General features: G+C 63.3%; 9 protein-coding genes and 2 pseudogenes. 4 read left to right on the top strand and 7 right to left on the bottom strand.

The genetic code is table 11. The features are described 5' to 3' along the window. Positions 1–18 precede the first annotated feature (18 nt). The 4 genes and pseudogenes from IRZ77_RS27255 to IRZ77_RS27270 all read left to right on the top strand — a co-directional run. A pseudogene (locus IRZ77_RS27255) lies at positions 19–963 on the top strand (methyl-accepting chemotaxis protein); the annotation flags it as partial. Between the two features lie 141 nt (positions 964–1,104). Beyond that, positions 1,105–1,818, top strand: a complete 714-nt coding sequence (locus IRZ77_RS27260) for a methyl-accepting chemotaxis protein (RefSeq protein ID WP_408003929.1) — start codon at positions 1,105–1,107, stop codon at positions 1,816–1,818. Positions 1,819–2,019: 201 nt separating this feature from the next. Continuing rightward, positions 2,020–3,108: pseudogene (locus tag IRZ77_RS27265) on the top strand (methyl-accepting chemotaxis protein); the annotation flags it as partial. A gap of 141 nt (positions 3,109–3,249) precedes the next feature. After that, the gene (locus IRZ77_RS27270) at positions 3,250–3,963 is read left to right on the top strand and encodes a methyl-accepting chemotaxis protein (protein WP_408003930.1); all 714 of its coding nucleotides are present in this window, start codon (positions 3,250–3,252) and stop codon (positions 3,961–3,963) included. A gap of 133 nt (positions 3,964–4,096) precedes the next feature. On the opposite strand, the gene IRZ77_RS07675 is transcribed toward IRZ77_RS27270, so the two are convergent. The 7 genes from IRZ77_RS07675 to pip all read right to left on the bottom strand — a co-directional run bounded on the left by IRZ77_RS07675 (position 4,097) and on the right by pip (position 12,872). Then, positions 4,097–4,831, bottom strand: coding sequence for an amino acid ABC transporter ATP-binding protein (locus IRZ77_RS07675; RefSeq protein WP_013974550.1), 735 nt, complete (start codon positions 4,829–4,831; stop codon positions 4,097–4,099). Next, positions 4,824–5,786, bottom strand: a complete 963-nt coding sequence (locus tag IRZ77_RS07680; protein WP_025340922.1) for an amino acid ABC transporter permease — start codon at positions 5,784–5,786, stop codon at positions 4,824–4,826. Before IRZ77_RS07680 ends, IRZ77_RS07675 begins: the two co-directional genes overlap by 8 nt. A gap of 78 nt (positions 5,787–5,864) precedes the next feature. Further along, positions 5,865–6,662: a transporter substrate-binding domain-containing protein gene (locus tag IRZ77_RS07685; protein ID WP_024087841.1), complete on the bottom strand. Its 798-nt coding sequence runs from the start codon at positions 6,660–6,662 to the stop codon at positions 5,865–5,867. 253 nt (positions 6,663–6,915) lie between these two features. After that, entirely contained in the window at positions 6,916–9,489 is a 2,574-nt protein-coding gene (mdoH, locus tag IRZ77_RS07690; protein ID WP_025340923.1) for a glucans biosynthesis glucosyltransferase MdoH, read from the bottom strand. Further along, entirely contained in the window at positions 9,482–11,203 is a 1,722-nt protein-coding gene (locus IRZ77_RS07695; RefSeq protein ID WP_219928545.1) for a glucan biosynthesis protein G, read from the bottom strand. Before IRZ77_RS07695 ends, mdoH begins: the two co-directional genes overlap by 8 nt. Positions 11,204–11,466: 263 nt before the next feature. Then, the gene (gene dtd / locus IRZ77_RS07700) at positions 11,467–11,904 is read right to left on the bottom strand and encodes a D-aminoacyl-tRNA deacylase (protein WP_108480213.1); all 438 of its coding nucleotides are present in this window, start codon (positions 11,902–11,904) and stop codon (positions 11,467–11,469) included. Then, positions 11,901–12,872 (bottom strand): prolyl aminopeptidase, encoded by a 972-nt coding sequence (gene pip / locus IRZ77_RS07705; protein ID WP_013974556.1) that lies wholly within the window; start codon positions 12,870–12,872, stop codon positions 11,901–11,903. Before pip ends, dtd begins: the two co-directional genes overlap by 4 nt. Positions 12,873–12,917: the final 45 nt, after the last annotated feature.

The raw sequence follows: 12,917 nt of genomic DNA on the forward strand, positions 1-12,917 counted from the left end.
CTGGCCGGCTGGCACGGCATGGACAGCATCATCAACCGTGGCGACAAGCTGGGGAACATCTCGGTCATCCAGCAGTACACCCAGGAGCTGCGCATCGCCCGTCAGCATTACCAGCGCCAGCCTGACGAAGCCTCGGTGGCAGAGCTGGAAAAGGCCCTGGGCAACCTCGACCGCCAGGTACAGTTCATGCTCGGGCAGATCGAGCAGCCCGCTGACAGTCAACGCCTTGAGCAGCAGCGCGAGGCCGTGCGCGGCTATCAGCAGGCATTCAACGAGCTGAAACAGGCCGGCCAACGCCGCGAGGCCAGCCGCGCCGTGCTTGGCGACACTGCCGACAAGGCCGCGGAGCTGATTGCCCGGGTGCAACGCGGCCTGCTGCAGGGTGGCGATATCAGCCAGTACCAGCACGCAGTGGAAGTCAGCGCCCTGTTGCAGCAGGCGCGCTTCCAGGTACGCGGCTATACCTACAGCGGCAATGCCGACTACCAGCAAACGGCGCTGAAGGCCATAGACCAGGCCTTGGCCGAGCTGCGCGCGCTGCCGGCCAAAGTACCAGCGGAGCACGCTGCCAGCCTGGACGATGCCACCACCGCCCTGGCAGGCTACCGCGACGCGGTCACCCAGTTCGGCAATGCCCAGGTCGCCAGTGAGCAGGCCCTGCAGAGCATGGTCGAACACGGCACGGTACTGCTGCAGACCAGCCAGGCGATGACCACCTCGCAAACCGCTGTGCGTGACGCCGGGGCTACCCAGGCCAAGACCCTGCTCGCCGTGGCGACCGTCCTGGCGCTGGCCCTAGGCCTGCTGGCGGCCTGGGTCATCACCCGGCAGATCATCATTCCGCTGCGCCAGACCTTGCACGCCGCCGAACGCGTGGCCAGTGGCGACCTGACCCTGAACCTGCAGGTACAACGCCGCGACGAACTGGGCCAATTGCAAGCCAGCATGCATCGCATGACCCAGGGCCTGCGCGAGCTGATCAGCGGCATCGGTGATGGTGTCACGCAGATCGCCAGCGCTGCCGAGGAGCTGTCGGCGGTGACCGAGCAGACCAGTGCCGGGGTCAACAACCAGAAGGTCGAGACTGATCAGGTGGCGACCGCCATGAACCAGATGACTGCCACGGTGCATGAGGTGGCGCGCAATGCCGAACAGGCCTCGGAAGCTGCGTTGATGGCCGACCAGCAAGCCTGTGAAGGCGATCGTGTGGTCGGCGAGGCGGTAGCGCAGATCGAGCGCCTTGCCGGCGAAGTGGTCAACTCCAGCGAAGCGATGAACCAGCTCAAGGTCGAAAGCGACAAGATTGGCAGCGTGCTTGATGTGATCAAGTCGGTGGCCCAGCAGACCAACCTGCTGGCCCTCAACGCCGCGATCGAAGCGGCCCGTGCCGGCGAAGCCGGGCGTGGCTTTGCCGTGGTGGCCGATGAAGTGCGCAGCCTGGCGCAGCGCACCCAGCAATCGACCGAAGAGATCGAAGAACTGATTGCCGGGCTTCAGAGCGGCACCCAGCGCGTGGCCAGCGTGATGGACAGCAGCCGCCAGTTGACCGACAGCAGCGTCGAACTGACGCGCCGTGCCGGCAGCTCCCTGGAGACTATCACCCGGACCGTTTCGTCGATCCAGGCCATGAACCAGCAGATTGCCACGGCAGCGGAAGAACAAACCGCCGTGGCAGAAGAAATCAACCGCAGCGTGATGAACGTACGGGATATTTCTGACCAGACCTCGGCGGCCAGTGAAGAAACGGCCAGCTCAAGTGTGGAGCTGGCGCGGTTGGGTACCCACCTGCAAGGGTTGGTGGGGCGGTTCAGGCTCTAGGTTGATGTGTAGGTCGCCTGCAGTGGCCTCTTCGCGGGTTTGCCTGCGAAGAGGCCAGTGCAGGCGGTGTATTCCTACCTATTTAGGCGAAATTTCCTACCTGATTATCAGGTCAAGTCCTACAGCTCCGCTGCCGATTGGCAAAGGTGTGATGCCAGCAATGCGCCTGCATCCCCGCCCCCAATCGCACGGAGATCCCTCATGCTCGGCTACCTCAACCGAAAGCTCGGCAACATCAGTGTCGCAGCCAAGCTCGCCCTCGGCTTCGCCGTAGTCCTGCTGCTAACCCTGGCCACCACCGTCAGTGGCTGGCGTGCACTGGATGACGCCATTGTGCGCTCGCAGCAACTCAGCGAAATCGGCCTGATCAACGATCTGACCAAAGACCTGCGCGCAGAGCGCATCACTTACCGTGTGCTCAACGACGACGCCAGCAGAACGCGCATAGCCAACATTCTCGACCAGCTCGACAGCATGCTGACCACCTTGCAGCAACGCAGCAGCGTGGATGAATCTCGGCAGATGCTGACGGAAAAGCTGGTATTGCTGCAGCGCCTGCGCGACGACTTCAGCGAGCTGGAAAACACTGTCAACAAGCGCATCGCCCTGCGCCAGGCCATGCTGGCACAGGAGCAGAAGCTCAGTGAAGTAATCGATGATCTCCAGACCCAGGCCTTGCTGAAAATGCCTGCTGACAGCCAGCAAGGCGGTGTGCTGGGGCTGATGGACACGCTCAGCCGTCATATCGATGGTGCCAACCAGCAGAGCCTCGTTCCGGCCTATACCTTCTCCCCCGTGGAAAGCTTTGCCAAGGTCGGCGAGGCTTCGCTGGATGCCGCTGACAACAGCCTTGCGCAATTGCTCAAAGGCCTTGCTCCACTCGGCTTGCCCCGTACGCTCACCCAGCAGCCCGGGGAGCAGTTGGCCAGGTATCGCGCCAGCCTGGATGAATATCGCCGGACCGCAGTGCGTGTCGAACAGCTGCAAAACAACATGGAGAACATGGGCAACGAGCTGCGCGCGGTCAGCCTGGAACTTGGCAAACGCAAGATCGAGCAGCGCGACAGGGAAGCCCTCGAAGCACGCTCGCTACTGGCCACAGTAGCCCTGCTGGCGTTAGTCGTAGGTGTGGTGGCCGGCTGGTTGATCACTTTGCAGATCACCCAGCCTTTGCGCCAAACCTTGGCCGTGGCCGGGCGCATCGCCATGGGCGACCTGAGCCAGATCGAACCGGTACAACGCCGCGACGAGATGGGCCAGTTGCAAACCAGCATGCGCGAAATGACCTTGAGCCTGCGCGAGCTGATCGGTGGCATCGACCAGGGCGTCGGTCAGCTGTCACAGGCCGCCACACAGTTGGCGGCCAGCAGCGAAGACACCAAGTTGCGCATCAACCAGCAGCGCGAGGAAACCGACCAGGTGGCCACGGCCATGAACCAGATGAGCGCCACCGTGCAGGAAGTGGCACAGAACGCTGAACAGGCCTCGCTGGCAGCGACCAACGCCGACCAGCAAGCGCAGGTCGGCGACCAGGTAGTGGCCGAAGCTATCGGCCGTATCGAACAACTGGCCGGCCAGATGGACCATTGCCTGGCAGCCATGCAGCACCTGGCTGGCGAAAGCCAGCGTATCAGCGGCATCCTCGATGTGATCAAGTCGGTGTCCGAGCAAACCAACCTGCTGGCCCTGAACGCGGCGATCGAAGCGGCACGGGCGGGTGAAGCAGGACGTGGTTTTGCCGTGGTGGCCGACGAAGTACGCGGCTTGGCCCAGCGCACATCGACGGCGACCGAAGAGATTGGCCAGCTTATCGACAGCCTGCACAGCGGCACCGACGAAGTGACCCGCTTGCTGGACAACAGCAAGAACCTGACCGAACAGAGCGTGGAGCTGAGCCGCAAGGCGGGGCAGGCCCTGAGCCAGATAACTGATACCGTGTCGAACATCCAGGGCATGAACCAGCAGATTGCAACGGCCAGCGAAGAGCAGAGCGTGGTCGCCGAGCAGATCAACCGTAGTGTGCTGAATGTGCGGGATGTGTCGGATCAGACCAGTGCGGCCAGTGAGCAGACGGCGGCTTCGAGTGGGGAACTGGAGCAGCTGGGGCAGCAGTTGCGAGGGATGGTGGGGCGATTCAGCATTTGAGTTTGCGGGGGGCTGCTTTGCAGCCCATTCGCCGGCAAGCCAACGCCCACAGGGACCGCACAGTTCTCAGTACCTGTGGTAATCCTGTGGGAGCCGGCTTGCCGGCGATTGGGGCGCAAAGCGCCCCCTGCGGTTAAAGCACCTGGCGCAGGAACGCCTGCGCGCGCGGGTCTTTCGGCGAGGCGAAGAACGCAGCCGGCGCCGAATCTTCCAGCAGCTTGCCATGATCGAAGAACAGCACCCGGTCCGCCACTTCACGGGCAAAGCCCATTTCGTGTGTGACGCAGACCATGGTCATGCCTTCCTGGGCCAGGGTCTTCATCACATCCAGCACCTCGCCGACCATTTCCGGGTCGAGCGCCGAGGTCGGTTCGTCGAACAGCATCACTTTCGGGTCCATGGCCAGGGCTCGGGCGATCGCCACCCGCTGCTGCTGGCCACCGGACAGGCGCGACGGGTATTCGTTGGCTTTCTGCGCAATGCCCACCTTCTCCAGCAGCGCCCGGGCCTTGGCTTCGCGGTCGGCCTTGTTGCGCTTGCGCACCACCTTCTGTGCCAGGCACAGGTTCTCCAGCACGGTCATGTGCGGGAACAGGTTGAAGTGCTGGAACACCATGCCGACTTCGCGGCGATAGGCGTTGATGTCGGTTTTCGGATCGGCCAGTTGCAGGCCGTCGATGGCCACATGGCCTTCGTCGAAATGCTCCAGGCCGTTGAGGCAGCGCAGGAAGGTCGACTTGCCCGAGCCCGACGGGCCGAGTACCACCACCACTTCGCCCTTGGCGACCTGGGTGGTGACGTTATCCACGGCCCGTACCACGTGGCCACGGGTGTCGAAGACTTTCAGCAGGTCACGGACTTCAATCACTTTGCGCAAGCCTCCGCTCGAGCCGGCTGGCCAGGTGCGACAGCGGCAGGTTGATCAGCAGGTACAGGCCTGCCACGCAGAACCAGATCTCGAAGGTCGAGAACGAGGTGGTGATGGCCTCGCGGCCGCTCTTGGTCAGTTCGGTAATGGCGATCACCGAGACCAGCGAGGTGTCCTTGACCAGGCTGATGAACTGGCCGGCCAAAGGCGGCAGCACACGCTTGAAGGCCTGCGGCAGGATCACGTGGCGCATCGACTGGCCCGCGTTCAGGCCCAGCGAGCGGGCCGCTTCGTTCTGGCCCTTGGCGATGGACTGCACGCCGGCACGAACGATTTCGGCCACGTAGGCACCGGTGAACAGCGCCAGTGCAGCCACCCCGGCAAACTCGCGGGACAGGTTGAGCACGGTACCGATGAAGAAGTAGAAGATGAAGATCTGTACCAGCAGCGGTGTACCGCGCACCAGTTCGACATACACGGTCGACAGGTCACGCAGCGTAGGGTTGCTGGACAGGCGGCAGAGGCCGGCGAACAGGCCGATCAACAGGCCCAGGGCACCGGATACCACCGAAATCCAAAGCGTGGTCCACAGGCCCCAGGCCAGCGGGCCGGCCGCCCAGTGACGGGTGACGCCAATCTGGTCGCCTTCGGAAACATCGTCGCCGCGGGCCAGCTGCAGGCTGTCCTTGGCAACATCGAGCACCTGCTCGGCACCGCTCTCGTCTTTCAGCGTGACACGGGCATTGTCGCCAGAGATGACGATGTCCTGCACGGTGCCGTAACCGGCGGCGCGCTGTGCTTCCTCGGCCTTGTAGGCGAAGTACTGCGGTACGCGGTTCCAGCGCCACTCGTAGGAAATCATCGAGGTGGCCATGTACAGGCTGAACGCCAGGCCCACCAGGACCAGGGCAGTCAAACCGTGCCAGGGCCACTGGGCTTTCTTGTGTTTGATCACGTGGGGTACTTCCGTAAATGCGAACGCGCAGGGTTTGCCTGCGCGTCGGGGTCATAAAGCCGGCTTGTGGCCTGGGCCTTATTCCATTTCCTTCAGCCAGTCCTTGTTCTTGAACCACTTGTCGTGAATACGATCGTAGGTCCCGTCATGCTTGATCTGGTGCAGGAAGTTGTTGATGAAGTTGATGCTGTCGTAGTCGCCTTTCTTCAGGCCGAAGGCCAGCGGCTCGTAGGTGAAGGGTTCTTCGAGGAACAGCAGCTTGCCGGCACCGGCCTTGTCCACTGCCACCACGTTGTAAGGCGCGTCGTAGACGAAGGCGTCAGCCTTGCCGTTGACCACGTCCATCACCGCTTCCTGCTCGTTGTCGTAGCCGTGGTATTTGGCCTTGGCGATCAGCTTCTTGGAAACCATTTCGCCGGTGGTGCCGAGCTTGGAGGTGATGCGGTACTTCTCGTTGTTCAGGTCCTTGTACGACTTGATCTCGCCCGCCAGTTCCTTGCGGATCAGCAGGGTCTGGCCAACCACAATGAAGGGTTCGCTGAAGTTCAGGCGCAGGTTGCGTTCCTGGGTCAGGGTCATGCCGCTGCCGATCATGTCGAACTTGTCGGTCAGCAGGGCCGGGATGATGCCGTCATAGGCCGTGGATACCGGCTCGAACTTGACGCCCATGGACTTGGCCATGGCTTTGAGGATATCGACTTCGAAGCCGATGATCTCGCCACGCTTGTTGGTCATCTGGAAAGGCATGTAGGTCGGATCCATGCCCACCCGCAGGGTGCCGCGCTTGACCGCGTCATCGATCGCGCCCGCCTGGGCCGCCGTCACGGCGACCAGGGCGGTGACACCGACCAGCAGTCGCGAAAGGTATTTCTTGATCATCACCAAGTCCCCTAGCAAGAAAAGTAGCGAATCTTATTGTTGGCATGGCCGTGGCGGCCGATGCGTCATATCGGAGAGGGATGCTAACGCATGGCGGCTCGGGGACCTAGAGCCGGGGGGGACTTTGTTGGCCAAAATCGGTGGGAGCCCTGAAAAGCTTCGCGGGCACGCCCGCTCCCACAGGTACAGCGCATGCCTCAAAGGCTGTGAAGTACCCTGTGGGAGCGGGCGTGCCCGCGAATAGGCCCGATCAGGCGCCGACGAGTGCCGGTTGGCCTTCATTCTCCGGATGCAGCGGCAACAGCGGCGAATGCGGGTCGTTCTTGATCGATGCACGCCACACGTTGATCCACGCCGCATTGTGCTCGGCCCAGACCTGCTCGTGCAGGCGGGTCAGCGCCACCGGGTCGCTGAGCAGGGCCAGGCGGGTATTGAGGTCCAGCCCTTGCGGCCCGACCTCCATCGCCTTGGCCACGCGCTCGACGCGCAATGCCTCGATAGGCGCCGCCTGACCATGACGGGCAGTGGCCATGGCGCATGCCAGGGCGTTCTGCCGCGGGTCGACCACAGCCCGCACGAAGCCGTCATGCAGGGCATGCCAGCGGTTTTCGTGGGTGTACTGGTCGGTGGCCAGCAGCTCCTGCGGAGTGGCGTATTCCTCGGGGATGAGGAACAGCTTCTCGTCCTTGGCCGCCAGGCCCAGGCGGGTGCGGCTGGAGATCACCGAAACCGGAATCGACAGCACCAGCGAACCAACGATTGGCGCCAGCCACCACAGGAAGCTTGGGTTCAGCCAGGCCACCAGCGCCGCCCAGGCAATGCCCAACAGGGTCTGCGGGCCGTGGCGGCGCACCGCTTCGCTCCACGGAGTGGAGTCGTCGTCACGCTGCGGCGAGTTCCAGGTCGCGGCCCAGCCGAGGAACGCGGCCAGCACGAAGCGAGTGTGGAAGATCATGCGCACCGGTGCCAGCAGCATGGAGAAAAGCATCTCCATCAGCATCGACAGGGTGACCTTGATGCGCCCGCCAAACTCGGTCGCGCCCTTGGCCCAGATCAGGATGACGCTGAGCAGCTTGGGCAGGAACAGCAGCACGATGGTGGTGGAGAACAGCGCCACGGCCTTCTCCGGATGCCACTGCGGCCACAGCGGGTAGAGCTGGTACGGCTCGATGAAGTACTGCGGCTCCATCAGCGTGTTGGTCGCCAGCAGCGCGGTCGACAGCACCAGGAACAGGAACCACAGCGGTGCCGACAGGTACGACATCACCCCGGTGAGGAACACCGCACGGTGCACCGGGTGCATGCCCTTGACCAGGAACAGGCGGAAGTTCATCAGGTTGCCGTGGCACCAGCGGCGGTCGCGCTTGAGCTCGTCGAGCAGGTTCGGCGGCAGTTCTTCGTAGCTGCCCGGCAGGTCGTAGGCAATCCACACGCCCCAGCCGGCACGGCGCATCAGCGCAGCTTCGACGAAGTCGTGGGAGAGGATTGCACCAGCGAACGCACCCTTGCCCGGCAACGGCGCCAGGGCGCAGTGCTCGATGAACGGCTTCATGCGGATGATCGCGTTGTGGCCCCAGTAGTGCGACTCGCCCAGCTGCCAGAAGTGCAGGCCGGCGGTGAACAGCGGGCCATACACGCGGGTGGCGAACTGCTGCAGGCGCGCATACAAGGTATCCATGCCCGAAGCCTTCGGCCCGGTCTGGATGATGCCGGCGTCCGGGTTGGCCTCCATCAGGCGCACCAGGCTGCTCAGGCACTCGCCGCTCATGACGCTGTCGGCGTCGAGTACGACCATGTATTTGTATTCGCCGCCCCAACGACGGCAGAAGTCGTCGAGGTTGCCGCTCTTGCGCTTCACCCGGCGCCGACGGCGGCGGTAGAAGATGCGGCCGAAGCCTTTGGTTTCGCGGCACACGTCCAGCCAGGCCTGTTGTTCGGCCACGGCGATGTCGGTGTCGTTGGTGTCGCTGAGCACGAAGAAGTCGAATCGGTCGAGGTTGCCGCTGGCGGCCACCGATTCGAACGTTGCGCGCAGGCCGGCGAACACACGTGGCACGTCTTCGTTGCAGATCGGCATCACCAACGCGGTACGCGCCTCGGGCGCGATCGGCTCGTTGCCTGCACTGCTACCCGATATCTTGTACTTGTCACGCCCGGTGAGCAGCTCGAGGAAGCCCATCAGCGCGGTCCAGAAGCCCGCCGATACCCAGCAGAACAGGATGCCGAAGAGAACCAGGATGGACGTCTGCAAGGCATACGGCCAAACCTGTACCACGGTGTCCCACAGCGGCTGGTTGACGACTTCGTCAAAGTCCACGAACGACCAGCCTTGGTACGGCAGGATGCCCTTCATGTACCAGCCGGCAACGATGGTCTGGCCGATCATCAGCGCCAGCAGGATGTAACGGCGGATCGAGCCGACCGTGCGCCAGCGGGCTGGCGGCAGCTCGCGCTTGGGCGGCTGCGGGGCGTTGGTGCGACCGGTCATGCGCCGCCACATGCGAATCAGCACGTTGGTGCGCCATGGCTCGGGCACGACCTTGGTGCGCTTGATCGGCGGTGCGATCTTCAGGCACAGGCGGCCACTGCCGTCGACGCCAAGCATTTCGGCGTCTTCCAGCTCGGCGGCGCTGCCTACGGTCAGGCGCGGGCCCACCGAGGCCTGCACGGCCTCGGCAGAGCTAGCGGCCGGGTTGGCCGCCAGGCGTTGGTGCAGCTCACTGAAGGACGTGCAGCTGGCGAGTTCCGCACGCTGCTCGTCGCTCAGTGGTAGGTGGGCCAGGTACTCGCGAAGCGATTCCGGCCTTGCGCTTGAGTTACTCATCGGCAGGCAACTGATAGCTCCAGGTCTCGGTCAGCACCTTCTCGGTGGTGGCCGGGGTCCCGTTGGTGGGCGCCGCATCGGCGGCAGGTTGTTCGGCCTTGGCGGCTTTCTCGGCCTTGGCTTGCTTGGCTGCAGCCTTGTCCTGGTTGGCGTCCTTGGCAGGCTTGGCGGCTTCGACCGGCACGTCACGCACCAGCGCGGCACGCATTTCGGTCGATTTGTTGGCTTCCTTGACCTTCAAACGAAGGGTCAGGCGCCAGCCCTTGGTCTCAGGGTTATAGCGCAGGTTGTTCTCGACCACCTCGGCATTGTCGCCCACGCTGATCTGGCTGCGCACGGCGGTATCTTCCGGCAGGGCGGCCAGCGTCGGGCCGGCGAAGTCGACCAGGAAGGCCACGCTGCCGTCTGGCTGGCGGATCAGGTTGGACTGCTTGACGTCGCCGGTGGAACGCAGGGTCTGCTTGACCCAGCCCAGCTCTGGAGCCTGGAACTTCGGCTCGTCGATGGTCCAGTGCAGGCGGTAGGCGTACTCGAATGGCTTGCCTGGCTCAGGCAGCTTTTCCGGGCTCCAGAAGGCCACGATGTTGTCGTTGGTCTCGTCGGCAGTCGGGATTTCGACCAGGTCGACGGTGCCCTTGCCCCAGTCACCCTTCGGCTCGATCCAGGCGCTCGGGCGCTTCTGGTAGTTGTCGTCGAGGTCTTCATAGTCGCTGAAGGCACGCTGGCGCTGCATCAGGCCGAAACCACGCGGGTTCTCGACACTGAAGTTGCTCACGGCCAGGTGTTTCGGGTTGTTCAGCGGGCGCCACAGCCACTCGCCGTTGCCGGCATGGATCGACAGGCCTTCGGAGTCGTGCAGGGCCGGGCGGTAGTTGAGGACCTTGGACGGCTGGTTGGGGCCGAACAGGTACATGCTGGTCAGCGGGGCAATGCCCAGGCGGCTGACATGGTCACGCAGGAAGACGCGGGACTGCACGTCGACCACGGTGTCGTTGCCTGGGCGCAGGATCAGCTTGTAGGCACCGGTGGAGCGTGGCGAGTCCAGCAAGGCGTAGATGACCAGGTGCTTGTCGGCCGGCTTGGGCTTCTCGACCCAGAACTCGGTGAAGCGCGGGAATTCCTCGCCCGACGGCAGTGCGGTGTCGATGGCCAGGCCACGGGCCGACAGGCCGTACACGTGGCCCTTGCCGACCACGCGGAAGTAGCTGGCGCCAAGCAAGGTCATGATCTCGTCCTGCTTGTCGGCCTTGTTGATCGGGTACAACACACGGAAGCCGGCGTAACCGAGGTTCTTGGTGGTTTCCGGGTCGTGTGGCACGTCACCGAACTCGAAACGGCTCGGGTCGTACTTGATTTCCTCGACCTTGGTGGCGGTGACCTGGTTGATCTTCACCGGGGTGTCGAAGTGCATGCCCTGGTGATAGAACGACAGCTTGAATGGGGTCTTGTCCTTGGCCCACTCGGCCTTTTCCTGCAGGAAATGAATCTTCTGGTAGTCCGCGAACTTCATGTCGCGGAATACGGCCGGCAGGTTGCTTTTCGGTGCTTCGTACTTCTGGCCGGCCAGATCCTTTGCCTTGGCTGCAACATCGTCAAGATTGAATGCCCACAGCTGGCCCGCGCTCATCAGGCCGACCACTGCCACACTGGCCATCAGGGCCTTGCGCAGCCCGGTACCGGGGATTCTTGATGCTTTTTGGGGACTAACAATCACGAGCAACCCTCGCCGAAAACAGATCATGAAACCAACGGCCAGCGACAAATGCCGGGTTGGCGAGCACTGTTCGGACCCCGTGAGGGCGTAATGATTCCCCAAACGGATCCAGACAGTACTCGAGTCAGAGTGAAACGAACCTGCGAACGCAGGTCCATGCAGCGCGCGATTATCCAGCAGGTCGCGTGACAACGCATCAGGCTGGAACAACTATTTATCGTACAAAACCCCTTGTTTTCCTGTGAACAAGGGGTTTTTTATACTCACATTTGTAACATAAATGTTACGGGGCCATCATTGACCAGGTGCACCTGCATGTCTGCCCCGAAACGGCCGCTTGCCACATTGGCGTGCCGGGCCTTCGCCTGCTGCAAAAGATAGTCGAACAACTCGGCGCCGAGGGCCGGTGGCGCTGCTGTCGAAAAGCTCGGGCGCATGCCGTTGCGGGTGTCCGCCGCCAGGGTGAACTGCGACACCAGCAACAAACCTCCCCCGACATCCTTGAGCGACAGGTTCATCTTGCCCTGCTCGTCGCTGAACACCCGGTAGTTCAACAGCTTGTGCAACAGTTTGTCGGCCTGCTCACGGGAATCTTCAGGCTCGACGGCCACCAGTACCAGTAACCCCTGGTCGATTGCACCCACTACCTCCCCCGCCACCTCCACCCGTGCGCCACGCACACGCTGCAATAGGCCCCTCATGCTTCTTCCAGGGGCAGGTCGAGCAGGCGCCGGGCCATCTGGTCGGCGGCACGCACCAGGGCATCGGTGATGCCCGGCTCGGAAGCGGCGTGGCCAGCGTCACGGATCACCTTCAGCTCGCTGTTCGGCCAGGCCTGGTGCAACGCCCAAGCGTTGTCCAGCGGGCAGATCACATCATAGCGGCCATGCACGATCACCGCCGGCAGGTGGGCGATCTTTGGCAGATCGCGGATCAGCTGGTCCGGCTCGAGGAAGGCATTGTTCATGAAATAGTGGCATTCGATACGGGCGATCGACAGCGCGCGCTGCGGCTCGGAGAAACGGTCGACCACCAGCGGGTTGGGGCGAAGGGTGGCGGTACGGCCTTCCCAGGTGGACCAGGCCTTGGCCGCGTGCATCTGGGCGATCTGGTCGTTGCCGGTAAGGCGCTTGTGGAATGCCGTGACCAGGTCACCACGCTCCTCTGGCGGGATTGGCGCAATGTAGTCCTGCCAGTAATCGGGGAACAGCCGGCTGGCGCCTTCCTGGTAGAACCACTGGATCTCCTGAGGCCTGCACAGGAAGATGCCGCGCAGGATCAGGCCATGCACCCGCTCGGGGTGGGTCTGGGCGTAGGCCAGGGCCAGCGTGGAGCCCCACGAACCGCCGAACAGCACCCACTTGTCGATGCCAAGGTGCTCGCGGATGCGCTCGAGGTCCTCGACCAGGTGCCAGGTGGTGTTGTTCTCCAGGCTTGCGTGCGGCGTGGAACGGCCACAGCCGCGCTGGTCGAAAGTGATTATGCGGTACAGGGTCGGGTCGAAGTAGCAGCGGCTCTGGGCGTCGCAACCGGCGCCCGGGCCGCCGTGGATGAACACCACCGGCAGACCTTCTGGCGAGCCGCTTTCGTCGACATACAGCACATGCGGCGCTTCCACGGCCAGATCGTGCCGGGCGTAGGGTTTGATCTGCGGGTACAGGGTCTGCATTGCGCACTCCGTGTGAGGATTATTCGGCCGTGGGCCATCATAAAC

The organism is Pseudomonas pudica, assembly GCF_015680405.1.
Taxonomy (GTDB): Bacteria; Pseudomonadota; Gammaproteobacteria; order Pseudomonadales; family Pseudomonadaceae; genus Aquipseudomonas; species Aquipseudomonas pudica.